General features: G+C 72.6%; 18 protein-coding genes. 10 read left to right on the plus strand and 8 right to left on the minus strand.

All coding sequences use genetic code 11. The annotated features are described in order from the left end of the window. The 6 genes from ACBR40_RS32405 to ACBR40_RS32430 form a co-directional block, all read left to right on the plus strand. On the plus strand, positions 1–1,176 hold a 1,176-nt coding region (locus ACBR40_RS32405), incomplete at its 5' end, for a hypothetical protein (RefSeq protein WP_371251214.1). Positions 1,177–1,287: 111 nt separating this feature from the next. After that, positions 1,288–2,556, plus strand: coding sequence for a glycosyltransferase (locus ACBR40_RS32410; protein WP_371251215.1), 1,269 nt, complete (start codon positions 1,288–1,290; stop codon positions 2,554–2,556). 4 nt (positions 2,557–2,560) lie between these two features. Continuing rightward, positions 2,561–3,259 carry a class I SAM-dependent methyltransferase gene (locus ACBR40_RS32415; RefSeq protein WP_344216796.1) on the plus strand — a complete coding sequence of 233 codons (699 nt, stop codon included), beginning with the start codon at positions 2,561–2,563 and terminating at the stop codon, positions 3,257–3,259. A gap of 61 nt (positions 3,260–3,320) precedes the next feature. Next, on the plus strand, positions 3,321–4,037 hold the full coding sequence (locus tag ACBR40_RS32420) for a polysaccharide deacetylase family protein (protein WP_371251216.1): 717 nt from the start codon (positions 3,321–3,323) through the stop codon (positions 4,035–4,037). 34 nt (positions 4,038–4,071) lie between these two features. Then, positions 4,072–5,544: a hypothetical protein gene (locus tag ACBR40_RS32425; protein ID WP_371251217.1), complete on the plus strand. Its 1,473-nt coding sequence runs from the start codon at positions 4,072–4,074 to the stop codon at positions 5,542–5,544. A 25-nt stretch (positions 5,545–5,569) separates the two neighbouring features. Continuing rightward, the gene (locus tag ACBR40_RS32430) at positions 5,570–6,703 is read left to right on the plus strand and encodes a glutamate--cysteine ligase (protein ID WP_371251218.1); all 1,134 of its coding nucleotides are present in this window, start codon (positions 5,570–5,572) and stop codon (positions 6,701–6,703) included. Here ACBR40_RS32430 and ACBR40_RS32435 read toward each other — a convergent pair. From ACBR40_RS32435 to guaA, 4 genes are all read right to left on the minus strand, one after another. Beyond that, on the minus strand, positions 6,700–7,167 hold the full coding sequence (locus ACBR40_RS32435; protein WP_371251219.1) for a response regulator: 468 nt from the start codon (positions 7,165–7,167) through the stop codon (positions 6,700–6,702). The two genes, ACBR40_RS32430 and ACBR40_RS32435, sit on opposite strands and share 4 nt — an antisense overlap. Then, complete coding sequence (locus ACBR40_RS32440) at positions 7,164–8,753, minus strand: CHASE3 domain-containing protein (protein WP_344216786.1); 1,590 nt, start codon at positions 8,751–8,753, stop codon at positions 7,164–7,166. The genes ACBR40_RS32435 and ACBR40_RS32440 overlap by 4 nt, the downstream gene beginning before the upstream one ends. Then, positions 8,750–9,928, minus strand: coding sequence for a fused response regulator/phosphatase (locus tag ACBR40_RS32445; RefSeq protein WP_364461440.1), 1,179 nt, complete (start codon positions 9,926–9,928; stop codon positions 8,750–8,752). The genes ACBR40_RS32440 and ACBR40_RS32445 overlap by 4 nt, the downstream gene beginning before the upstream one ends. Positions 9,929–10,080: 152 nt before the next feature. Continuing rightward, the gene (gene guaA, locus ACBR40_RS32450) at positions 10,081–11,628 is read right to left on the minus strand and encodes a glutamine-hydrolyzing GMP synthase (RefSeq protein WP_344216782.1); all 1,548 of its coding nucleotides are present in this window, start codon (positions 11,626–11,628) and stop codon (positions 10,081–10,083) included. A gap of 97 nt (positions 11,629–11,725) precedes the next feature. On the opposite strand from guaA, the gene ACBR40_RS32455 reads away from it, so the two are divergent. Continuing rightward, positions 11,726–12,658 carry a hypothetical protein gene (locus ACBR40_RS32455; protein ID WP_371251220.1) on the plus strand — a complete coding sequence of 311 codons (933 nt, stop codon included), beginning with the start codon at positions 11,726–11,728 and terminating at the stop codon, positions 12,656–12,658. 105 nt (positions 12,659–12,763) lie between these two features. On the opposite strand, the gene ACBR40_RS32460 is transcribed toward ACBR40_RS32455, so the two are convergent. Next, positions 12,764–14,254 (minus strand): DUF885 family protein, encoded by a 1,491-nt coding sequence (locus ACBR40_RS32460; RefSeq protein WP_344216778.1) that lies wholly within the window; start codon positions 14,252–14,254, stop codon positions 12,764–12,766. Between the two features lie 88 nt (positions 14,255–14,342). On the opposite strand from ACBR40_RS32460, the gene ACBR40_RS32465 reads away from it, so the two are divergent. Beyond that, positions 14,343–15,086 carry an N-acetyltransferase gene (locus ACBR40_RS32465; RefSeq protein WP_371251221.1) on the plus strand — a complete coding sequence of 248 codons (744 nt, stop codon included), beginning with the start codon at positions 14,343–14,345 and terminating at the stop codon, positions 15,084–15,086. On the opposite strand, the gene ACBR40_RS32470 is transcribed toward ACBR40_RS32465, so the two are convergent. From ACBR40_RS32470 to ACBR40_RS32480, 3 genes are all read right to left on the minus strand, one after another. After that, a complete protein-coding gene (locus tag ACBR40_RS32470) occupies positions 15,067–16,065 on the minus strand; it encodes a PLP-dependent cysteine synthase family protein (RefSeq protein WP_371251222.1) in 999 nt (332 codons plus the stop codon). The two genes, ACBR40_RS32465 and ACBR40_RS32470, sit on opposite strands and share 20 nt — an antisense overlap. A 63-nt stretch (positions 16,066–16,128) precedes the next feature. After that, a complete protein-coding gene (locus ACBR40_RS32475; protein WP_344216772.1) occupies positions 16,129–17,778 on the minus strand; it encodes a GMC family oxidoreductase in 1,650 nt (549 codons plus the stop codon). Beyond that, positions 17,775–19,280: a succinic semialdehyde dehydrogenase gene (locus ACBR40_RS32480; RefSeq protein ID WP_371251223.1), complete on the minus strand. Its 1,506-nt coding sequence runs from the start codon at positions 19,278–19,280 to the stop codon at positions 17,775–17,777. Before ACBR40_RS32480 ends, ACBR40_RS32475 begins: the two co-directional genes overlap by 4 nt. Before the next feature lie 73 nt (positions 19,281–19,353). On the opposite strand from ACBR40_RS32480, the gene ACBR40_RS32485 reads away from it, so the two are divergent. Then, positions 19,354–21,678 (plus strand): protein kinase, encoded by a 2,325-nt coding sequence (locus ACBR40_RS32485; protein WP_371251224.1) that lies wholly within the window; start codon positions 19,354–19,356, stop codon positions 21,676–21,678. Between the two features lie 31 nt (positions 21,679–21,709). Continuing rightward, a complete protein-coding gene (locus ACBR40_RS32490; protein WP_371251225.1) occupies positions 21,710–23,662 on the plus strand; it encodes a beta-propeller domain-containing protein in 1,953 nt (650 codons plus the stop codon). Positions 23,663–23,716: the final 54 nt, after the last annotated feature.

A 23,716-nucleotide genomic window follows, 5' to 3' on the forward strand; every position in this document is an offset into this window, starting at 1 on the left:
GCGCAGGCCGTGGTGTTCGGGAGGGGGACTCAGGGGATGGAGGTCGCGCCTTTCGCCACTATGCGGGTGTTGTGGGGGGTTGTGACCGGGGTTGCTCAGGGCGAGTCGGCGGTGCTTCCGGCAGAGGCGGGGACGGAGGCGGGGGCGGTGTGGGTTTTTGGGGGGCTGGCGGCGGTGCAGTTGTTCTGTTTTGCGTGTGTGTGGGGTGGGGTGGCTGGGCTGGGGTGGCGGCGGATGGCGGAGCCGGATGTTCTGCTGCTGGTGGGGATGGGGGGTGCGGGGGTCGGGGCGGTTCTGGTGCTGGGGCATCCGGCGGGGTCGCAGTTGTACTTCCTGGAGAGTGTTCGGCCTTATCTGTCGGTTGCGGCGGTTTGTGGGGTGGTGGTGGCTGGGCGGGCTTGGACGGGTGAGGGGAGGTTGGTTGCTCGGGTGGTGGGCGCGGCGGTGGCCCTGGGCGCGGGGGTGGCGGTGGTGGTCGCCGGGGGGCAGAAGCTGTTGCGCGGGTCCGTACGGATCGAGGCGGATCTGGGTGGGTTGATGTGGGTGGTGGGGCCCTACTTGGTGGTGGCGGCTTTTGTGGTGCTGGTTGTGGTCACGGTGCTGGGGGCCACCACGGTGGTGCGGAGGAGGCCCGTTGGGCCTGCTCGGGTGGTGTTGGTGGTGGTGGGGGTCATGGCTGGGTACGGGGTGCCGGCGTCGGCGGTCGAGGTCGTTCGGCATGTGGTGCCTGATGAGGGGCGGCGGGAGCGGGTGGTGCCGCGTGGTGGGCGGGAGGCGGCTCGGTGGTTGCGGGAGCACTCGCGGGCCGATGACGTCGTCGCGACCGATCTGCACTGTCGTCCGGTCATCGCGCCGGGGTGCGACAGCAGGCATTACTGGGTGACGGGGTTCAGTGAGCGGCGGGTGCTCGTGGAGGGGTGGGCGTATGCCGAGAGCACGTTGTCTCGGGCCAGGGAATACGGCGGGTCGTACCTGAGCGTGCCCTTCGCGGATGCGGCGCGGCTCGCGGCCAACGACGCGGTGTTCGCGGCGCCGACGCGGGAGAACGTCCAGCGGCTCGCCGGCGAGTACGGGGTCCGGTGGCTTTTCACCAGGGTCAATCCGCGGCTCGACGGCTATGCCGTTCTGCGCTTCCGTAACAGGGCGTTCTCCGTGTACGAGCTTCCCGCCGGGTAAAAGGATGCTCCCCTTCGGGGCATGCGCGAAGAAAACGCGCCCGCCCCGCGAGGGGCCCCAGCAGCATTTCCCTGAACGACGGCCACCCTAGGCGAAGGATCGGGGAGCTCGATGGACACGCGTGCCGCCATGCAGCCGACCTTCCGCGTCCTGGACGCGGCGGCCCGTCCGGCGAGCGTCGACATCGTCATCCCCGTGCTCAACGAGGAACGCGCCCTTCCTGGCTGCGTCCGTACGCTGGTGACCTTCCTCGACGGCGGGTTCCCGCTCCCGTGGCGGATCACGATCGTGGACAACGGCAGCACCGACGCCACCTGGCCGGTCGCGACGACGCTGGCCGGCGAGTACGACCGCGTCCACGCGCGCAGGATCGACGTGCGCGGCCGGGGCGCGGCGCTGCGGACGGCCTGGCGGGAGAGCCAGGCCGACATCGTGGCGTACATGGACGTGGATCTGTCCACGGACCTCGGTGCGCTGTTCCCGCTGGTCGCGGCGGTGGCCAGCGGGCATTCCGAGATCGCGATCGGCACCCGGCTGGGCCGTGGCGCGCGCATCCGCCGCTCGGTACGCCGGGAGGTGATCTCGCGCGGGTACAACGCGCTGCTCAGGCACGGGTTCCGGGCGGGGTTCAGCGACGCGCAGTGCGGGTTCAAGGCGGCGAGGGCCCGCGTGGTGCGGCCGCTGATGGACAAGGTCGAGGACGACGGCTGGTTCTTCGACACCGAGTTGCTGCTGCTCGCTGAGCACAACGGGCTGCGCGTGCACGAGGTGCCGGTGGACTGGGTGGAGGATCTGGACTCGCGGGTCCAGCTGGTTCGTACGGCGGTCGACGATCTGCGGGGCCTGGCCCGGGTGGCGTGGGCGATGGCGGCGGGGCGGGCGCGCGTTCCGGTGGTCCGGCCCGAGCTGGTGCCGTGCCATCCGGACGCGCTGCCGGCAAGTCCGCGGAGAGCGCGGTCGCGAGAAGAGCGGTCACGAGGAGGACGCCTCCAGGGAGGACGCCTCCAGGGAGGGTGGTCGCGAGCAGGACACTCCCAGGGAGGGCGGTCGCGAGGAGGGTGGCCGCCGGGCGGGGTGTTCGCCGGCTCGGTGCACGTGTTGTTCTCCGCCGTTCTCTATGCAATGGTTTATTGGCCGATGCGGGATTTCCAGGAACCCGCTACGGCGGCCACGTGCGCGCTTGTCCTGGCTGGCACCGCCGGCGCCGTGCTCAGTTTCCGCACGGCGCTGTTCTTCGCCGTGAATCTCGCGCTCACCGTGGCCCTCCTGCACACGCTGCCGCCACAGGCCGGGCGGATGGCCGAGGTGGGCGTGGTCGTCGCCGCGTACTGCCTGCTCATGGTGATCCGCGCCGCCACATCACCCCTCACGAGGAACTGAGAACATGGAGACCGAGGAGATCCGCCGGCTCATCGCGCTGGAGGACGCCCACTGGTGGTACCGCGAGCGCCGCGCGATCCTGCGCAGGGAGCTGCGCGAGCTGGGCCGGCCCGGAGTGGCGCTGGACATCGGCGCGGCGGGCGGAGGCAACACCCGGGTGCTCGCCGAGGCGGGCTGGGACGCGACCGCCACCGACACCGACGAGTCGGCTCTGGAGATGGCGCGGCAACGCGGGGTCCCGGCGGTCCGGGCGGACGCGCGGGCGCTGCCGTTCGGGTCGGGCAGCGTCGATCTGGTGACCGCGTTCGACGTGCTGGAGCACATCCGCGAGGACCACCTGGTCACCGAGGAGATCGCGAGGGTGCTCGCGCCCGGCGGGCACGTGCTGATCGCGGTGCCGTGCGACATGGCGCTGTGGTCGTCGCACGACGACGCGGTGGGGCACGTACGCCGCTACCGGCGGGAGTCGCTGACGACCGTGGTCGAGAAGGCCGGGCTGCGGGTGGACCGTGTCTGGAGCTGGAACGTGCTGTTGCGGCCCGTGGTCAAGTGGCATCGGCGGCGGTCGGTGGGAAGCGATCTGAGCAAGGTGCCGGCGTTGCTCAACGCGGGGTTGTCGGCGGTGATCCGGGCCGAGCGGTATCTGCCGGTCGGCTCGTTGCGCGGGGTGAGCCTGTTCCTGCGGGCCCGGCTCCAGCGCTGATCCAGCCGGTCCGTGAAGGGCGGGGGCGCGGGTGGGTCCGGTTGGCTCTAGGCTTGCGGTCGTGGTGACTCATGCCCTCCTCGCCGCCGCCCTGACCCTGTCGTCCGCCCCGGCCGCCGCCTCTGCCTCCACCTCCGCCGCCGTCGAGTCGTCCGCCGAGGCGCGGGTGGACTGCGCCCGCGTGAAGTGCCTGGCGCTGACCTTCGACGACGGTCCCGGCGCGCAGACCCCCGCGCTGCTCAAGACGCTGCGCAAGGCGAACGCCAAGGCGACGTTCTTCCTGGTCGGCAAGCGGGTCGAAGAGCTCCCGAAGATCGCCAGGCAGACGCTGGCCGAGGGGCACGCGATCGGTGACCACACCTACTCGCACCAGTCGCTCAGGGCGTTGCTGGACGAGGAGATCAGCCAGGAGATCCGGGTCGGGCGGGACGCCATCCAGCAGGCCACGGGATACCGGCCGACGATGTTCCGCCCGCCGTACGGGCACACCGACGACCGCGTGCTGCGGATCGCCGACGAGGCCGGGATGTCGCAGATCATGTGGACCGGCACCACGCTCGACTGGTCGCTGCGCGACGCCCGCAAGATCACCGCGACCGTGCTCAAGCTGGCCAAGCGCGACGGCGTGATCCTCATGCACGACACGGTCCCGGCCACCGTCAAGGCCATGCCCGGCATTCTCAAGGAGCTGAAGAAGCAGGGCTACCACCTCGTGACGGTCCCGACGCTGGCCCGCGGCGGCGGCAAGGCGCTGGAGCCCGGAGTGAGCTACCCCTGACGACGCCCGACTCCCGGTTCCGATGGCGAGAATCATGGGGAGCGACGGCACCCCGGCGGGCCTGACCCGGCCCCGGCGCCCCTGGCCGGCACCCGCCACCTTCATCGTCGCCCAGGCGGGGCTCGCGTGCTGGTGGGCGGCCTACTACCCGGGTCTGTTCAGCCGCGACTCGGTGCTCTACCTCAGCCACACGATCGCCGGGCCCTGGGTGAGCGATCATTCGGTGCTCTACGACGCGCTGATGTGGCTGAGCTTCACGAGGACCGGTGATCTGGGCGCGGTCACGTTCGGGCAGACGACGGCCATGGCGGTGGCGCTGACGTTCCTGGCGCAGTCGCTGAAGGCGTTGGGGGCGCCGCGCCGGCTCACCACCGTGGTGGCGATGCTGATGCCGCTCGCGCCGCCCGTGGGGGCGTTCACGGTCACGTTGTGGAAGGACGTGCCGTTCACGATCTGCGCGGTGGCGATGGCGGGCGTGTGCGCGCGCTTCGCGGCGGCGCGGCGGGTGAGCGGGCCGGGGCTCGCCGGGCTGGCGGCGCTGACGCTGGCGCTCGGGCTGTTCCGGGCGAACGGCTTCCTCGTGGTGGGCGTGGCCGTGGCGGTGCTGGCCCTCGTCGTACGGGCCGGCCGGGTGCGGCTGCTGCTGGCCGGCGCGGTCGCGGCGGCGCTGCCGCTGGTGCTGACGAACGTGGTGCTCCCCCGGTTCGGGATCGTCGCCCCGTCCTCGACGTACGTCTACCACACGGCCTTCGGCGACGTCGCGGTGGCCTTCCGTGACCGGCCGAAGCTGTTCGGCGAGCGGGACCGGGCGCTGCTGGAGTCGGTGGCGCCGCTGGACCGCTGGTGGTGGGGCGGCACCTGCTCCACGGTCAACACGCTGATCTGGCGGGAGGACTTCAGCTGGCAGCAGGCCGACGCGCACGCCGCCGAGCTGCTCGCCCTGTGGCGGCGGCTGCTGGTCGAGGATCCCGGGCTGATGGTGGAGACCCGGCTGTGCCGGGGCGCGATCGCCTGGCGGCCGGTGGGCGATCCGCTGCTGACGGGCGGGACGACGTACCGGCTGTCGCTGCGGCCGACCGCCGACACCTACGTCGGGCCCGGCAAGGTGACGGACTTCCCCGGCCGGTGGGTGTTCTCGCTGCGCCCGCTGTCGTACGAGCTGTACCAGGTGGCCGATCCCTGGCTGACGGGGTCGCTGGCCCCCGAGTACGACTGGGCGCTGTGGCGGGGGGCGTCGTGGGCGTACCTGTCGTACCTGGCGGCGGCGGCGGGCGCGCTGGCCGGGCGCAACCGGTACGTGCTGGGCGTCGCGGCCGTGGTCGCCGGGCAGCAGCTGGCGGTGCTGGCCAACATCTCGGCGCAGGACTTCCGCTACATGGCCGCCCCGATCCTCATCGGGGCGCTGCTGACACCGCTGCTCCTCGGCAGCCTGTGGCGCCTGGCCCGCTTCCCGGATGCCGTCGACAGGTGCAAAAGGCTCATTTCTGGAAAGAAGACGGCTCCTTGAACTGGGCATAGAGGCGGGAGAGATCATGGCAGGTCGGACGGGATCCTTCACGGTGGGCGTCGAGGAGGAGTTCCACATCGTGGACCTGCGGACCAGGCACCTGTCGACCCGCTCGGGGCCGCTGCTCGACGCCCTGCCCAAGGGACGTTTCACCGAGGAGTTGCAGCGTTCCACGATCGAGGCCAACAGCGCGCCGTTCGCCCGTCTTGAGGACCTCGCCGCCGACCTCTGCGAGCTGCGCGGCCAGCTCGTGCAGGCCGCGCACGAGCTGGGGCTGGGCATCGTCGCGGCCGGCACGGTGCCGCTTGCCGACAAGTCGCGCATGAAGGTGTCGGACGATCCGCGCTACGAGCGCATGCTGGACGACTACCAGCTGCTCACCCGCGAGCAGCTCATCTGCGGCACGCAGGTGCACGTCGAGATCGAGGACAAGGACCTCGCGACGGCGGTGGCGCACAGCGTGACGCCGTGGCTGCCGCCGCTGCTGGCGCTGTCGTGCAGCTCGCCGTTCTGGTTCGGCGAGGACACCGGGTACGCCAGCTACCGCACGCTCGTGTGGCAGCGCTGGCCCACGTCGGGGCCGATGGCCAAGTTCGACTCCGCCGCCGACTACGAGCGGATGGTCCAGGACCTCATCCAGGCCGGCACGATCACCGACCCCGGGATGATCTACTTCGACGTGCGGCCGTCCGCCCACGTGCCGACGGTGGAGCTGCGGATCTGCGACTCCTGCCCGCGGGTGGACGACATCGCGCTCATCGCCGGGCTGTTCCGGGCGCTGGTCATCCGGGAGCTGGCGGCGGTGCGGCGGGACCCGTACCGCGAGATGCAGCTGGAGCCGGTGCGCGCGGCCACCTGGCAGGCGACCAGGTCCGGGCTGGAGGGCGACCTCGTGGACCCGGTCGAGGGCGTGCCGCGGCCCGCCGCCGAGGTGTTCATGAACCTGGTGGACGGGCTGCGGCCGGAGCTGGAGGAGACGGAGGACTGGGAGCTGGTGTCCACCCTGGCCCGCGAGGCGGTGGCGCGGGGCAGCTCGGCCGCCCGGCAGCGGCGCGCGTACCAGCGGGAGGGCCGCCTGACGGACGTGGTGGACCTGCTGCTCGACGAGACCCGGGAGTGCTCCTGGAACGGCCCGTCGTCCTACCGGCCGGCCGCCTAGGCTCCGGGCATGCTGCCCGGCGCCTGGAGGCGGCCGGGCAGCCGCACCACCGTGACGAAGAACTCGTCGATCTGGCGGATGACGGCCAGGAACCGCTCCAGGTCGACGGGTTTGGTGACGTACGCGTTGGCGAACAGGTCGTAGCTGCGCAGGATGTCCTCCTCGGCCGAGGAGGTCGTGAGGACGACGACGGGGATCGCGCGCAGGTCCGGATCGCCCTTGATCTTCTCCAGGACCTGGCGGCCGTCGTACTTCGGCAGGTTGAGGTCGAGCAGGATGAGGTCGGGGCGGGGGGCGTCGGCGTAGGAGCCGCGCCGGTAGACGAAGTCGAGCGCCTCCAGGCCGTCCCTGACGACGTGGAGGTTGTTCTGGATCTTGTTGTCCTCGAACGCCTCGCGGGTGATCAGCTCGTCGCCTGGATCGTCCTCGACGAGGAGCACTTCGATGGCCTGCGCAGTGGTCATGAGTCGCTTTCTTGGTGGGTGGCGGCCTCGGGCCCAGAGGTGGGCAGGGTGAAGCGGATGCGGGTGCCTCCGGTGTAGCCGGTGTCGAGCCAGATGCGGCCCCCGTGATTCTCGACGATCTTCCGGCACATCGCCAGGCCGATGCCCGTGCCGCCGTAGGTCTCGCGGTTGTGCAGGCGCTGGAAGATGACGAAGATCTTCTCGGCGAACTCCGCCTCGACGCCGATGCCGTTGTCCTCGACCGCGAACGCCCACTCGCCCTCGTCGCCGGGCTCACAGGTGATGCGGATCTCCGGGGTCTCCCCCGCGCGGCGGAACTTGATCGCGTTGCCGAGGAGGTTCTGCCAGAGCAGGCCGAGCATCGTCCGGTCGCCCATGACGGTGGGCAGCTCGGCGGGGCGCTCGACGCGGGCCCCGGACTCCTCGACGGCCGCGCCGAGGTCGTCGAGCGCCTTGTCGAGCACCTCCTCCAGCTCGACCGGCTTGCGGTCGTCGTACATGCGGCCGACGCGGGAGAAGCTGAGCAGGTCGTTGATGAGCACCTGCATGCGGGTCGCGCCGTCCACGGCGAAGTGGATGTATTGAGCGCCGCGCTCGTCCAGCACGGAGCCGTAGCGTTTCTGCAGGAGCTGGCAGAACGTGGCGATCTTGCGCAGCGGCTCCTGGAGGTCGTGCGAGGCGACGTACGCGAACTGCTCCAGCTCGGCGTTGGAGCGGCGCAGCTCCACGGCCTGCGCGTCGAGGTCGGCGGCCTGGGCGCGCAACTGGCCCTGGTGCTCGTGCGACTCCTGCAGCGCGTGCACCATCTTCTTGCGCATCAGGTCCACGTCCCGGGACAGCTCGCGGATGTCGGCCGGGCCCCGCTCGGGGATCGGGTGGTCGAAGTCGCCGGTCGCGATGTGCCGGGAGGCCACCCGCAGCTCGTCCAGGGGCCGCCCGACCGCCCGGCGCAGCAGGATCGCCATCGCGAGGCCGGCCAGCAGGAACAGCACGACCATGGCGAGGAAGGCCCAGTCGCGGATGCGCTGCGCCGCCCGCAGGTCGGCCTGCTCGGCGGCACGGGCCTCGGTCAGCTCCGTAGAGAGCCGGTCGAGGCGGGACCGGATGGCGTCGAAGGTCTGTTTGCCGCTCTCGTTGCCCGCCTCCGGGACGGCGGCGTCGGCCCGCTTGGCGGCGATGGCGGGCTCGGCGTACGCCCGCCGCCACGACGCGGCCTCGGCGCGGACCGTCTCGACCTCGGCGACGAGCTCCGGATGCTCCTGGAGCAGCGCCGCGATGCTCGCGACGCTGCTCTGCTCGGCCCGCACGCCCTCGGTGTACGGGTCCAGGAAGTCACGCCGCCCGGTGAGCAGATAGCCGCGGACGCCCGTCTCCTGGTTGAGCAGGGCGTTCTCCAGCTGGGCGGCCTCGATCCTGGCCGGGGAGAGCCGGAAGATGAGCTGGTCGGACAGGCGGGCGGTGCGGTCCAGCATGAGGGTGGCGACCACGGCGCAGACGATCACCAGCACCGCCGCGATCGCCAGCACGGCGACGAACCAGGCGTGGACCGTCAGGCGGCGCCAGCCGCGCACGGGGGAAGCGTTCACAGCTCGTCTTTCCAGCGGAGGTGGACCACGGCGAGGTCGTCGGCGGCCGTCTCGGGGGCGGCGGTCTCGACGTCCTCGACCAGCGCGTCGATGAAGGACTGACCGTCGAGGTGCGCCCGCCGCCTGGCCAGCTCCAGCAGGCCCTCCTCGCCCAGCCAGCGGGCCCGCTCGCCGGGCAGGCGGCGCTCGAACAGACCGTCGGTGAACAGCGTCAGCCCGCCGCCCGGCGGCAGCTCCATGACGTGCTGCTCCCAGTCGCTCTCGACGGGCAGGCCGAGCGCGGGGCCCTGCGCCGGCTCGGCCAGGGAGATGCCCTCGGGGGTGTGGACGAGCATGCCGGGGTGGCCGGCCCGCCAGACGCGGATCGTGCGCCGGTCCGGCTCCAGCACGAGCGTGGACATCGTCACGAAGATCTCGGGGCTGGACCGCTCGGCGTCGAGGATGCGCTGGAGCTGCCGCAGCAGCGCGCCGCCCTCCAGGCCGCTCAGCACCAGCGCCCGCCAGGCGATGCGCAGGCAGACGCCGAGCGCCGCCTCGTCGGGGCCGTGACCGCACACGTCGCCGATCACCGCGTGCACGACCTTGTCGTCGGACTCGACGACGTCGAAGAAGTCGCCGCCGAGGGTGAGGGAGCCGCGGCTCGCCTGGTAGCGGGAGGCCACCTGGATCGGCATGGTCTCCAGCAGCGGGGTCGGCAGCAGGCCGCGTTCGAGGCGGGCGTTCTCCTTGGCGCGTACGCGCTCGGCGTGCAGCGCCACGGCGGCCTGCTCTGCCTGCTTGCGCTGCATGGCGTAACGCAGCGCCCGGCCCAGCCACTCGGCCTCCACCCGGCCCTTGACGAGGTAGTCCTGCGCGCCCGCGGTCACCGCGGCGAGGCCCGCCTGCTCCTCGGCGAGGCCCGTCAGCACCACGACGGCCGCGTCACCGGCCTCCTCCAGCACGGCCGACAGCGCCGAGAACTCGTAGGCGTCGGGCAGGTCGAGATCGAGCAGCACGCACTGGGGGCGCAGCCGCGCCAGCGCCTGCCGCGCCTGCTTCACCGAGCGCGCCCACTCCAGGCGTACGGCCAGGCCGCTGTCCTCCAGCAGCTCGCGGACGATCAGCGCGTCCTGCGGGTCGTCCTCGACCAGCAGGACCAGCGGCGCCGCGTCGCTGTGCTCGTCAGCTTGGGGCATACAGGCGTGTCATCCTTCCCGCCCGCGCCGGTGCCCCCGCGCCGGCCGGCGCCTCGGGCGTCCCGTCACCAACTTGGTCGCGAGTTGGCGCAGAGCCAGATTCACTTCCCCCCGTCGTCACGATTATGCGTGCGCGCGCCAGACAGATGCGCTCACTCCCACTCGATGGTGCCCGGGGGCTTGCTGGTCACGTCGAGGACCACCCGGTTGATGTCGCGTACTTCGTTGGTGATGCGGGTGGAGATGCGCGACAGCACGTCGTAGGGGACCCGCGACCAGTCGGCGGTCATCGCGTCCTCGGAGGTGACCGGGCGCAGCACCACCGGGTGGCCGTAGGTGCGGCCGTCGCCCTGCACGCCCACCGAGCGCACGTCGGCCAGCAGCACCACCGGGCACTGCCAGATCTGCCGGTCGAGGCCGGCCCGCGACAGCTCCTCGCGGGCGATCGCGTCGGCCTCGCGCAGGATCTCCAGCCGCTCGCGGGTGACCTCGCCGACGATGCGGATGCCGAGACCGGGGCCGGGGAACGGCTGCCGCCAGACCATCGCGGCCGGCAGGCCCAGCTCCTCGCCCACGCGACGCACCTCGTCCTTGAACAGCGTGCGCAGCGGCTCCACCAGCGTGAACTGCAGGTCCTCCGGCAGGCCGCCGACGTTGTGGTGCGACTTGATGTTGGCCGTGCCGGTGCCGCCGCCCGACTCCACCACGTCGGGGTAGAGGGTGCCCTGCACCAGGAAGTCGACCGGGCCGTCGGCCATGATGGCGCGCTGCTCGTCCTCGAAGACGCGGATGAACTCGCGGCCGATGATCTTGCGCTTCTCCTCGGGGTCGGTGACGCCCGACAGCGCCTTGAGGAAGCGCTCGGCGGCGTCGACGACCCGCAGCTTGACGCCGGTGGCGGCCACGAAGTCGCGCTCGACCTGCTCGGCCTCGCCCTTGCGCAGCAGCCCGTGGTCGACGAAGACGCAGGTCAGCCGGTCGCCGATGGCCCGCTGGACGAGCGCGGCGGCCACCGCGGAGTCGACCCCGCCGGACAGCGCGCAGATCGCCCGGCCGTCGCCGACCTGGCGGCGCACCGCCTCGACGGACTCCTCGACGATGTTGAGCATGGTCCAGCTCGGCCGGCAGCCGGCCGCCTCCAGGAAGTGCCTGAGCACCGCCTGGCCGTGCTCGGAGTGCAGCACCTCCGGGTGGAACTGCACGCCGTAGAGGCCGCGGCCGGGGTGCTCGAACGCGGCGACCGGCGTCTCACCGGTGGAGGCGGTCACCGTGAAGCCCTCGGGCGCCGCCGCGACGCTGTCGCCGTGGGACATCCAGACCTGCTGGCTGGCCGGCAGCCCGGCGAAGATGACGCCCTCGTCGAGCACCTTGAGCGAGGTGCCGCCGTATTCGGCCACGCCGGTGCGGGCGACCGTGCCGCCGAGCGCCTGGGCCATGGCCTGGAAGCCGTAGCAGATGCCGAACGTGGGCACCCCGGTCGAGAACAGGCCGTGCGGCACCGGCGGCGCGCCCTCGGCGTAGACCGAGGAGGGCCCGCCGGACAGGATGATGGCCTTGGGGTTCTTCGCCATCATCTCCTCGACGGACATCGTCGACGGGACGATCTCCGAGTAGACGTGGCACTCGCGCACCCGCCGGGCGATGAGCTGCGCGTACTGTGCGCCGAAGTCGACCACCAGCACCGTGTCGAATTCTGACACCGAGAGAACCCCCCAAAGGCGAAGTGCGGTGACTCCAGTCTATCGGTCCCGGATATTACGCCTGGCCTGCCGGAGGCTCTCGTGCTAACACAGAACAATGGATCTTGTCTGGCCGGCGACCGCCTGGGCACTCTGGGTGGCCGCGCTGGCCGCGGCCGTCGTGGTGGCCGGCAGGGAGCGGCCCGCCGCTTTCCCCGCGCCCGCCGGGGAGCCGGATCCGCGGGCGGTGGGCGAGCTGCTGCGCGGGATGCGGGCGCAGGAGGTGTTCCACGCGACGCTGTGCGAGCTGGCCGAGCTCGGGCCGGCCCGGATCGAGGGCGACAGGCTCGCCCTCGTGCCCTTTCCTGTGGAAGAGGCGTTGCCGGCGTACCAGCGGTGGGCGCTGGAGCGGGTGCGGGCGCGGCTGGCGGGCCGCGACCACGCCGGCGCGGCCGAGGCGCCGCTCGTCGCGCTCATGCCGGACGGGGCCGACCTGGAGGGCGAGTTCGCGCCGCTGGTCCGGCGGCGGGCGATCGACCTGGGGCTGGCCCGGCGGCGCTGGCCCAGCCTGATCGTGCCGGTCGGGCTGGCCGTCGCGCTGGCCGTCCCCTGGTACGTCACCGTCGCCGAGGCCGGGGTGTCGTGGCTGGGCGGGATCGCGACGATGGTGTCGTTCGTGGCGGGCGGGAGCCTGCTGCTCGGCGGGCGGGGGTTCCTGCTCACCGCGCGCGGCAGGGAGCTCGCGGCCCGGCCGTCGCCGCAGCGAGAGTGGATCTTCACCGGCAGCGGCTGGCAGGGGGACGACGTCGAGCCCGCCGGGTACGCCGCCGGCGGCCCCCGCCGCCGAGAGGTGGCCGGGCACGTCGTCAAGCGGTGGCACGACGACGGGACGCGCTATCTCGCGCTGCACGACGGGCGTTCGGCGCGGGCCAAGGCGGTCGCGGTGGACCCGGGCACCTACAAGGACGTTCTGCCGGGCGACTGCGTACGCCTGCTGGTGCGGCGCGAGGGCGACGTGGTGCGGGTCCTGGGCCACGAGCGCCACTGGTGACGGCGGGCCCGCCGCAAACCCGGCGGGCCACCGTAAAGGCGGGCCCGTCGCGAAGGCGGGCCCGTCGTAAAGGCGGGCCCGTCGTAAAGGCGGGCCCGTCCGGACCTACAGGATCGCGCCGATCAGCCCCAGCGGCGGCGCGCCGAGCGCCAGCAGCTCCCGGTGGAAGCGCTGCACCGTGAAGCCCGTGCCCCACTCCTTGCGAGCCTGCTCGCGCAGGTCGAGGATGAGCAGCTTGCCCCAGGTGTAGCGGCCGTACGTGGGGTCGAACGTGGCCCGCCTCGCCTCCGACAGCGCCGCGGGGCCGAGCAGGTGCGTGTCGGACTCGAAGCGCCGCGCGCCCTCCTCGACCGTGAACTGCCCGGTGTGCACGCCGATCGCGCAGGCGAGCCGGGTGACGCGGAGCAGCGCCTCCAGCCAGACGCCGATCTCGAAGCGCGGGTCGTCGGGCTCGAAGCCCTCCTCGACGCACAGCTCCTCGGCGTAGTGCGCCCAGCCCTCGACGAAGGCGCTCGACATGAGCAGCCTGCGCACCTCGGACGGGGCGTGGCGCATGGCGCGGGCGTGCGAGAAGTGCCCCGGCGCGACCTCGTGGACGTTGATCGCCGGCAGCGTCGTGTGGCTGAAGACCTCCAGCCACTCCTCCTGCTCCTGCCGCGGCCAGGACGGGTCCGGCGGTGTGATGTGGTACCAGGACGGGCCCTCGGGCTCGGCGGGCGCGTTCCACGCCATCATCGCCATGGCCCAGCTCCGCGACTCGGGCGCGGGGCCGACCAGGCACTCGCCGTCGTGGTACGGCACCAGGTCCTTCTCCCTGGTGAACGCGATGGCCTTGGCGGTGCCGACCCGGGCCGCCTCGATGACCTCGTCCGCGCCGGGGTGCTCCTTGACCAGCTCCCTCGCGACCTCCAGCGGCGGCTCGGCGCGGCCGAGCTTGGCGCAGGACTCGGCGAGCAGCGACATGAGCCGGTCGCGCTCGGCGTCGGCACGCTCGGCCAGCCGCCCGAGGTCCACGGGCAGGCCCTCGGCGGTGCCCATGAGCCTGCTCAGGGCGTCGGCGCCGAGCGCGGCGTCGGGGTCGCCTTCCGCGGCGGCGCGTTCGAGGTGGGCGACGAGCCGGCCGTGCGCGGCCAGCGCGGCCTCGTCGGTGACGCCGGCCGCGAGGCCCTTGACCGCGCCCATGAGCGAGCGCGCGACGGGGGCGCTGACCTGGTCGAGCGAGGCGATCGCGCCCTCGACGGCCTCGGGCCAGCGCGCGAGGTGGGCGGCCTTGGCCCTGGCGCGGTCCTCGGCGGGGCCGTAGTCGCGGTCGTAGCAGGCCAGTTCGAGGTTGGACAGGTGCGGCATCGGGTTCTTCCGGTGCAGCTCCAGCTCCCCGAACTGGAAGCGCAGGCTCTCCTCGAACACCTGGAGGTGCTCGGCGTCGTGCGGGTCGCCGGGCGCGGCGCCCTCGCCGAGCCGCGCCAGTCCGGCGCGCACGCCCTCGGGCGACAGGTCCTGGACGTGGCCGTCGTACTCGTGCCTGCCGCCGGCCTCGCGCGCCTCGGCCACGATGAGGTCGGCGACCGCGCGCAGCCTGGGGGTGAGTTCTGTCATGGGCCGACGGTAGCGCACGGCGATAAGTCCCATTAAGTGGCGAAAAAGCGGGTGCTTGCCGGTGAAGGGTGATGTGACAATGATCGGCATGGCCCTGACGATCACCACTCTCGCCGAGCGGCCGGAGTTCGCCGCGACGCTGTGGAAGATGGACCACACCTGGCCGGAGTTCGCGCTCAACGACCCGATCGCCGACCTGTTCTATCCCCTCGCCGACACCACGTACGCCGACTACGTGCTGGTGGCCGACGACGACGCCGAGCCGGGGCGGATGGTGGCGCGGGCCTGCATGATGCCGTACCGGTCGGAGACCGCCGAGCTGCCCGACGACGGCTGGGACGGCGTGATCAGGCGCGGCTGGCTGGCCCGCGCGCGGGGGCGGCACGCGAACGGCGTCTCCGCGCTGGAGATCAGCGTCCGCAAGGACCGGCAGGGCGAGGGGCTGTCGGGCGTCATGCTCCGGGCGATGCGCGAGCGCGCCGCCCTCCTCGGCTTCGCCGAGCTGGTCGCCCCAGTCCGCCCCAACCGCAAGCACCTGGAGCCCGGCACGCCCATGGCCGAGTACGCCTGGCGCGTCCGCGAGGACGGCCTGCCGTACGACCCGTGGCTGCGGGTGCACGTACGGGCGGGCGGGAAGATCGTCAAGGTGGCCCCGCGGTCGATGGTGGTGGCGGGCACCCTGGCCGAGTGGCGGGCGTGGACCGGCCTGCCCTTCGACCGGTCGGGCGAGGTCGAGGTGCCGGGCGCGCTGACCCCGGTGCACTGTCGCGTCGAGCACGACCACGCGGTCTACGTGGAGCCGAACGTCTGGGTCAGCCACCCTCTGAGCTGACGGGCCCGTGAACGCGCTCGCGGAGCGTGCCCAGGTGCCGGTCCACGTCGAGGCCCTTCGCCGCCGCCCAGGCGTCGTCGTGGCAGGTGGCCAGGTGGCGCGCGGCGGCGTCGCCGATCAGCGACACGACCGTGCCGCCCTCGCCCCTGGCGCGCAGGCGTTCGACCAGCTCCAGCGCCGCCCAGAGGGCGGTGCCCGAGGACGGGCCGACCGGCAGGCCGGTGACCTCGCGCAGGCGGCGGGCCGCCGCGACGCTCGCCGCGTCGGGCACGGGGACGACGAGGTCGACGAGGTCGAAACGGAAGCCGGGCTCGACGCGGGGGCGGCCGATGCCCTCGATCCGCGACGGCATGCCCGTGGCGTAGTCGGCGGCGTCGAGGGTCCAGCCGGGGAAGTAGGCGGAGTTGTCGGGGTCGGCGACCGCGACGCGGCAGGGCAGGCCGTGCTCGCGGGCCCACGCGCCGAGACCGGCCGAGGTCGCGCCGGTGCCCGCGCCCGTCACCACCCAGTCGGGCCTGACCTGGCCGAACAGCTCGCCGGCGAGGTCGTGCGGCGTCGCGCGGCCGAACTGGTCGAGGAAGTGGCCGCCGAGCGCGCGGGCGGCGTCGTAGATGGCGAGCGGCGGGGTCACGAAGCGGCACTCGCCGCCCAGCGCCTCCACCGGCCGCGCGCGGGCCTCGGTGCGCTCGCCCGGCATGACCACGACGTACGGCAGGCCGAGCCGCCGCGCGAACCACGCCTGCGCGACGGCGGCGTTGCCGCCGGTGGCCTCCACCACGGTCGTGCCCTCGGTGATCAGGCCCTCGGCGATCGCCCGCCGGAACAGGGCCCGCGCGTGGCGGTGCCGGAGGCTGCCGGTCGGCTGCCGCGACTCGTCCTTCAGCAGGAGCCGGACGCCCGGCGCGGCGACCGGGAGCTCGATCAGCGGGGTCGGCGGCTCGGGCCCGAGGAGCGCGAGCGCGGAGGTGGTCCAGGTCACGCCCTCACCCTGCCATCCTCCGGCCCGCCGGAGCCCGCGCGTTCGCCAGGGGCCTATTCGGGCCTATTCCGGGAGTGCGGCGGGAGCACCCGCAGGGACCGCCGGGTGGCGGGGGCGGACCGGGGCGAGCCGCGCGTACGCCGCGCCGAGCGGCGGACGCGGATCGGGCTCCCCCGCATTGGGCCAGAACGACAGGGCGCGCTCGGCCTGGGCGGTGATGGTGAGCGACGGGTTGACGCCCAGGTTGGCCGAGACGGCCGAGCCGTCCACGACGTGCAGCCCCTCGTGGCCGTACACGCGGTGGTAGGGGTCGATGACGCCGGTGCCCGGCGAGTCGCCGATCGCGCAGCCGCCGAGGAAGTGGGCCGTCGTCGGGATGTCGAACAGGTCGAGCCACGTCCCGCCGGGCATGCCGTCGATCTCGGCGGCGGCGTGCCGCACGGCCTCGTGGCCCGCGGGGATCCAGGTCGGGTTGGGCTCGCCGTGCCCCAGCGAGGAGCGCAGCCCGAACCGGCTCCTCCGCACGGTGATCGAGTTGTCCTTGGCCTGCATGACCAGGGCGATGACGGTCCGCTCCGACCAGCGGCGCAGGTCGAACAGGCGTAGCGTGCGCAGCGGACGCCTGGCCGCCTCGCGGGCGAAGGCGCGCAGGCGGTTCTGGCCGCCGTCCACGAGCAGGGTGCGCAGCAGGCCCATGGCGTTGGAGCCGTCGCCGTAGCGTACGGGCTCGATGTGGGTCTCGGCGTCGGGGTGGATGGAGGAGGTGATGGCCACGCCGCCGTTGAGCTTCTCGCCGCCGCTCCCCAGTCGCTCGACGCCGAGCAGCGCCTCGGAGTTGGTCCGGGTCAGCGCCCCCAGCCTGGACGACAGGCGCGGCAGCACGCCCTCGTCGCGCAGCTTGTGGAGCAGGCGCTGGGTGCCGTACGTGCCCGCCGCGAAGACCACCTGCCGGGCCGTGAACGTACGGCGGCGCAGCGGCGAGCCCGTCCGGTGCGCGGACACCTGGTAGCCGCCGGACGGCAGGGGCCGCACCGAGGTGACCGTGCACTCCGGGTGGATCCTGGCCCCGGCCCGCTCGGCGAGGTGGAGGTAGTTCTCGGTCAGCATGTTCTTGGCGCCGAAGCGGCAGCCGGTCATGCACGCGCCGCACTCGACGCAGCCGCGCCGCTCCGGTCCGGCCCCGCCGAAGTAGGGGTCCACGCCGTCCGGGCCGAAGTAGACGCCGACCGGGGCGAGGCGGAAGGTGCCGGCCACGCCCATCTTCGCGGCGACCCTGGTCATGATCTCGTCGGCGGGCGTGAAGGTGGGGTTGGGCACCACGCCCAGCATGCGCTTGGCCTGGTCGTAGTGGGGGGCGAGCTCGGACCGCCAGTCGGTGATGCCCGCCCACTGCGGGTCGTCGAAGAACGGGGCGAGCGGCTCGTACAGCGTGTTGGCGTACACCAGGGAACCGCCGCCGACCCCGGCGCCCGCCAGCACCATGACCTTGCTGCCCCGTTCGCCGCGCAGCAGGTGGATGCGCTGGATGCCCTTGAGCCCCAGCCACGGGGCCCAGAGGAAGTCGCGGATCCGCCAGGAGGTGACGGGCAGGGTGGTCGCGTCGAAACGGCGGCCCGCCTCCAGCACGCCGACCCGGTAGCCCTTCTCGGCCAGGCGCAGCGCCGCGACGCTGCCGCCGAACCCCGAGCCGATGACGAGGACGTCGAAGCTCATCGGACGCCGAGCCTGCGCATGGCCTTGAGCGTGCCGGCGAGGACCCCTGCCCACGCCTCGGCCGTCAGGTCGAACGGCGGCTCGAAGCCGAGCCAGCCCGCCTGCGCGGCCACGGTCTTGGACTCGGTGTAGCGCAGCAGGCCCTCCGTGCCGTGGCGGCGGCCGAGTCCGGAGGACTTCATGCCGCCCATGGGGGCGTCGTAGGAGGCGTACGCGGAGCCGTACCCCTCGTTGATGTTGACCGTGCCGGCCTTGATCCGGGCGGCCAGCCTGCGCCCGCGCGCCACGTCGGAGGTCCAGACGGAGGCGTTGAGCCCGTAGACCGTGTCGTTGGCGAGCTCAACCGCCTCGTCGTCGGTCCCGAACGGGTAGAGCGCCACGACCGGGCCGAACGTCTCGTTCCTGCACAGCTCCATGTCCTCGCTGACGCCGGTGAGCACGGTGGGCTCGTAGAACAGCGGGCCGAGGTCGGGGCGGGCCCGGCCGCCGGTCAGCAGCCGCGCGCCCTTGGCGAGGGCGTCGTCCACGTGCGCGGCCACCGCGTCGAGCTGCCGCCGCGAGGACAGGGAGCCCATCTGGACCGACCAGTCGTGGCCCGCGCCCAGCTTGAGGTTGCCGACCTGCTTGACGAAGCGGCGGGCGAACTCCTCGAAGACGGACTCGTGCACGTACAGGCGCTCGGTCGACAGGCAGAGCTGGCCCGCGCTGGTGAAGCAGGCCCGCAGCGCGCCCTGCACGGCCACGTCCAGGTCGGCGTCGTCGAGCACCAGCATCGGGTTCTTGCCGCCGAGCTCCAGCGAGCAGCCGATGAGCCGCTTGGCCGCCTCCTCGGCGATCTTCCTGCCGCCGCGCGTGGAGCCGGTGAACGCCACGTAGTCGGCGTCGTCCAGCAGCGCGTCGCCGATGTCGGCCGGCTCGCCCAGCACGACCTGCCAGATCTCGCGCGGCATGCCCAGCTCGACGAGCAGGTCGATGGTCCACAGCGTGGACCGGGCGGTCTGCGTGTCCGGTTTGTGGACGACGGCGTTCCCGGCCAGCAGCGCGGGGACGATGTCGGTGACGCCGAGCGACAGCGGGTAGTTCCACGGGGAGATCACCGCGACCACGCCCTTGGGCTGGCGCAGCTCGGTGACCCGGGTGGCGAGCGGGAAGATGCCCTGGCGGCGGGCCGGGGCGAGTAGGCGGGGCGCGCGGCGGGCGTAGTAGAGGCTGCAGCCCGCGACGTCGAGCACCTCCTCCATGGCGTGCTTGCGGGCCTTGCCGGTCTCGTCCTGGACGAGGTCGAGGATCTCGTCGCGGCGGTCGAGTATCGCGTCGTGCAGGCGCAGGAACGGCTCCGCCCGCGCGGCGGCGGGCCGGGCGGCCCACGCGGCCTGGGCGGAGCGCGCCCGCCGGTAGGCCGCCTGGACGTCCTCGACGTCGCTGAGGGCGAGCTCGGCGATGGTCTCGCCGGTGAAGGGCGAGATGATGTGCTGGGTCCTGCCGGGGGCGGTGGCACGCATGGCAGAAGGATATTCCGCTTGCCTACTCACCGGTAGTTTTTGCGGATCCGCGTGGTAGCGCAAGAATCACCACATGGCATCCTTCGCTCCGCTCCGCCCAGGAGATCCGCAGCGGCTGGCGGGCCTGGATCTCCTCGGCCGGCTCGGCGAGGGCGGTCAAGGCGTCGTCTACCTCGCCAAGGACCCGTCGGGCACACACGTGGCCGTCAAGTGGCTGCGCCCCGACCAGGCGGGCGACGCCGTCAGCGTCGAACGGTTCCTGCGCGAGGTGCAGGTGGCCCAGCAGGTGGCGCCGTTCTGCACGGCCGCCGTCCTCGGCACCGGCGTGGAGCAGGACCGCCCCTACATCGTCAGCGAGTACATCGAGGGCCCCTCCCTGCACCGCGTCGTGCAGGAGGAGGGGCCGCGCACCGGGTCGGTGCTGCACCGGCTGGCCATCGGCACGGCCACCGCGCTGGCCGCCATCCACCAGGCCGGCATCGTGCACCGCGACTTCAAGCCGGCCAACGTGATCATCGGCGCCGACGGGCCGCGGGTCATCGACTTCGGCATCGCCCGCGCGCTCGACGCCACCTCGACGATCAGCAGCATGGTCGTGGGCACGCCGTCGTACATGCCGCCCGAGCAGATCATGGGCCACACCGTGGGGCCGGCGGCCGACATGTTCGCCTGGGGCAGCGCCATGGTCTACGCGGCCTCGGGGCGGGCGCCGTTCGGCAGCGACACCATGCCCGCGGTGATCAACCGCGTGCTCAACCAGCAGCCCGACCTCGGCGTGCTGGAGGGCCAGCTGCTCGACGTGGTCACCGACTGCCTCAACAAGGATCCCGCCCAGCGGCCCACCGCCGAGCAGGTGATCATGCGCCTGCTCCAGCATCCGGCGGGCGGCTCGGGCATCCTCGCCCAGGCCGCCGCCGAGGCCGCGCCGCAGAGCCCGGCCGGCCCGCCGGCCCCGCACGGCCCTTCGGCCGCCTACCCGCCGCCCGGCCGGCCCTCCGGGCCCCAGCCGGGCGGCCCGGCCTCGGGGCCCCAGCCCAGCGGCCCGATGCCGGGCCCGCACTCGGGTCCGCTGTCCGGCCCGCTGTCCGGCCCGCCCTCCGGTCCGCACCCGGGTGGTCCGGCGTCGGGGCCGGTGCCGTACCCGCAGTCGGGGCCGCAGCCGGTCGGCCACGGGGGGCACGTCCCGCCGCCCGGGTCCCAGCCGTGGCAGCCGCCGCACCAGCCGGCTCCGCCGTACGGCCAGCCGACCTATCCCAGCAGGTACGGCCAGCAGCCCCCGCGCCGCAAGAGCCGCGGCCCGCTGATCGCCGGCATCACCGCCGGCGTGGCGTTACTGCTGCTCGCGGGCGTCATCGTGATCGTCACCCTGGACAAGACGAACAGCGGCGGCGCCAAGGTCGCCTCGTCCGACTCCCCCGCCGCGAGCACGAACCCCCGGGAGAGCACGCCGCCGTCCACGCCCCAGGAGACCGGCGTCCCGCGCGAGGGCCAGCGCAAGACGCTGGCCGGCGGCGCCATCCACCTCTACGAGACCCCCTCCGACGCCGTCCTCCTGACCTCCTACGAGGTCTACGACAAGAAGAAGGAGGACTGGATCGACTACGCGCGCGACTCGCTGCAGAACACGACGTTCACCAAGTACGCCGGTAACTGGGAGTCCAGGGTCTCCCCCGACGGCCGCTACCTCGCCACCCGGGGCCGCGACTACAGCTCCGACAACCACGACTTCATCGTCATCACCGACCGCACGACCGGCGACCGCTCGACGATCAAGACCGTCAAGTCCCCGCTGATCAGCAGCATCCGGGCCTGGTCGAAGGACAGCACCAAGATCCTGCTCAACATCGAGCGCAAGACCGGCGCGGACAAGTGGGTCTATCTCGGCTTCGTCCTCGTGGACGTGGCCGCCAAGAAGGCCGACGTGGTCAACGTGAGCGACACCGCCGTCCGCGACACCGCCTTCGGCTTCGACGCCGAGGACGAGGGCGCGATCAACGTCTACGGCGACGAGAAGAACCGCGGCCTGCGCTTCTTCGACGCCCAGGGCAAGGCGACCCGCTCGCTGCCCGGCATCGGCACGCTGTCGGCCGGCACCCAGGACATCTTCTCGCCCTCCGGCAAGACGTTCGTCACCAACTGCCCCAACGGCGGCGACGGCGACCACTGCATCTGGGACACCGCGTCCGGCGAGCGGGTGCGCAAGTTCGGCTCCGACTGCGACAAGGTGCTCGGCTTCTACGACGAGAGCCACCTCTACTGCTGGGAGCAGGACAACAACGACGTCGACGAGATCCAGGTGATCGACTTCACCGGCAAGCTGGTGCGCAAGCTGGTCGACGTGCCCGACGACCTCGACTTCAGCCCGGCGTTCACCGTCAACCCGCAGCACCGCTCCTGAACCGCTCGCCCCCGCGAGCCGTGATAGGGGCATGAGAACGTTGATCCGTACGGTCGCGACCGTCGCCGCGCTGGCGGCGGTGGCGTCCTGCACCTCTTCGGCGGGGAAGTCCGCGGAGGAGCCGCCCGGCCGTCAGAAGCCGTCGTCGCTGGGCGCGATCCGCCTGGTGTCCTACAGCGGCTGCGACGACCTGCTGTCGGGCCTGCGCGAGCACGCGGCCGCGAACGTGTCCCCCTGGGGGCTCGGCGGCGTGATGCCCATGATGATGGAGCGCTCGGACACCGCGGCCACGGCGAAGCAGAGCACGCCCGAGCACTCCACCACGAACGTGCACGAGGCCGGCGTGGACGAGCCCGACCTGGTCAAGACCGACGGCGACCGGGTCGTGACCGTCACGAACGGCACCCTGCGGATCATCGACACCGCCACCCGAAAGGTGACGGGCTCGCTCAGGCTGACCGAGGGCGACCAGCACTACTACGCCCCCGCGGACCTGCTGATGGCCGGGGACCGGGCGCTGGTGCTGTTCCGCGGCTACGGCGACATCATGGTCAAGAGCACCCGCATGATGCCGATGGGCGACACCCGGTACGTCCTCGTGGACCTGGCCGGCGGCCGGCCGAAGGTCATCGGCACGGTCAAGCCGTCGGGCACGTACGTCGACGCCCGCATGGTCGGCTCGACCGTCCGCATCGTCACCCGCAGCCAGCCGCAGATCGAGTTCCCGCAGGCCGAGAACGCGACGGAGGCCGAGCAGCTCAAGCGCAACCAGGAGACGGTCCGCCGCGCGCCGCTCGACGCCTGGCTGCCGAAGCTGCAGATCACCGACGCCGCGGGCAAGGTCACCGACGGCAAGGTCCCGTGCGAGCGGATCAGCCACCCAACGGACTACACCGGGACGTCACTGCTGACGATCCACACCCTCGACCTGGCGCAGGGCCTCACCGCCGCCGGCACCGACCCGATCGCGCTGGCCGCCGACGGCGACATCGTCTACGGCACCGGCACCAGCCTGTACGTCGCCAGCAACCCGCGCTGGTGGGCGCCGCTGCCCCAGCTGCCCACCGAGGAGACCCCGGCCACCGGCGAGGCCCCGGCCGTGGAGCCGACGCCCACGGAACCGGTACCCACGCCTACGGCGCCGCCGGAGGAGACCGAGATCCACCGCTTCGACGTCGCCTCGCCCGGCCGGCCCGCGTACGCGGCCTCGGGCAAGGTCGCCGGCCGCCTGCTGAACCAGTACTCGCTGTCGGAGTACGACGGCCACCTGCGCGCCGCCACCACGATCGTCTCCGCCGACGGCCGTGAGAGCTCCAGCACCGTCCACGTCCTCGACGCCCGCACGCTGGCGAAGACCGGCGAGGTCGGCGGTCTCGGCAAGGGCGAGCGCATCTACTCGGTGCGCTTCATCGGCCCGGTCGGCTACTGCGTCACCTTCCGCCAGGTGGACCCGCTCTACACGCTGGACCTGCGCGACCCGGCGCGGCCGAGGGTGACAGGTGAGCTGAAGATCACCGGCTATTCGGCGTACCTGCATCCGGGGGCCGAGGGGCGGCTGATCGGGATCGGCCAGGAGGCCAGTGACAAGGGCCGCACGCTGGGCACGCAGATCTCGCTGTTCGACGTCAGCGACCCGGCCGCGCCGCGCCGGCTGTCGCGGTTCTTCCAGAAGGAGTCCGGCTCGGAGGCCGAGTGGGACCCGCACGCGTTCCTGTACTGGCCGAAGACGGGCCTGTCGGTGATCCCCCTGTTCCAGCAGGACGGGTCGGGCGCGCTGGTGCTGCGGATCGACGACTCCGGGGTGACGAAGCTCGGCATGATCAGGCATCCGGCGCAGCGGCAAGAGGGCAGCGACCAGCCATACCAGCCCGGTATCCAACGCTCGATCGTCATCGGGTCCTCGGTCTGGACCCTGTCGCAGGAAGGGCTGCAGGTCAACGACGCGGCGACGCTCGACTCACAAGCGTGGATCCCGCTCCGTTAAGCAAGCAAAAGATGCCGGTTAGTAGCTAACCGGCGTCTTTTGTATGGACTTACC

The sequence above is a fragment of the Nonomuraea sp. AD125B genome (genome assembly GCF_041402765.1).
Taxonomy (GTDB): Bacteria; Actinomycetota; Actinomycetes; order Streptosporangiales; family Streptosporangiaceae; genus Nonomuraea; species Nonomuraea bangladeshensis.

Coding starts and splice junctions, on each gene's coding strand:
- ACBR40_RS32455 (WP_371251220.1), top strand. CDS start 11,726: ATGGATCTTGTCTGGCCGGCGACCGCCTGGGCACTCTGGGTGGCCGCG.
- ACBR40_RS32430 (WP_371251218.1), top strand. CDS start 5,570: ATGGCAGGTCGGACGGGATCCTTCACGGTGGGCGTCGAGGAGGAGTTC.
- ACBR40_RS32480 (WP_371251223.1), bottom strand. CDS start 19,280: ATGCGTGCCACCGCCCCCGGCAGGACCCAGCACATCATCTCGCCCTTC.
- ACBR40_RS32475 (WP_344216772.1), bottom strand. CDS start 17,778: ATGAGCTTCGACGTCCTCGTCATCGGCTCGGGGTTCGGCGGCAGCGTC.
- ACBR40_RS32485 (WP_371251224.1), top strand. CDS start 19,354: ATGGCATCCTTCGCTCCGCTCCGCCCAGGAGATCCGCAGCGGCTGGCG.
- ACBR40_RS32415 (WP_344216796.1), top strand. CDS start 2,561: ATGGAGACCGAGGAGATCCGCCGGCTCATCGCGCTGGAGGACGCCCAC.
- ACBR40_RS32410 (WP_371251215.1), top strand. CDS start 1,288: ATGGACACGCGTGCCGCCATGCAGCCGACCTTCCGCGTCCTGGACGCG.
- ACBR40_RS32445 (WP_364461440.1), bottom strand. CDS start 9,928: ATGCCCCAAGCTGACGAGCACAGCGACGCGGCGCCGCTGGTCCTGCTG.
- ACBR40_RS32435 (WP_371251219.1), bottom strand. CDS start 7,167: ATGACCACTGCGCAGGCCATCGAAGTGCTCCTCGTCGAGGACGATCCA.
- ACBR40_RS32465 (WP_371251221.1), top strand. CDS start 14,343: ATGGCCCTGACGATCACCACTCTCGCCGAGCGGCCGGAGTTCGCCGCG.
- ACBR40_RS32460 (WP_344216778.1), bottom strand. CDS start 14,254: ATGACAGAACTCACCCCCAGGCTGCGCGCGGTCGCCGACCTCATCGTG.
- ACBR40_RS32425 (WP_371251217.1), top strand. CDS start 4,072: ATGGGGAGCGACGGCACCCCGGCGGGCCTGACCCGGCCCCGGCGCCCC.
- ACBR40_RS32490 (WP_371251225.1), top strand. CDS start 21,710: ATGAGAACGTTGATCCGTACGGTCGCGACCGTCGCCGCGCTGGCGGCG.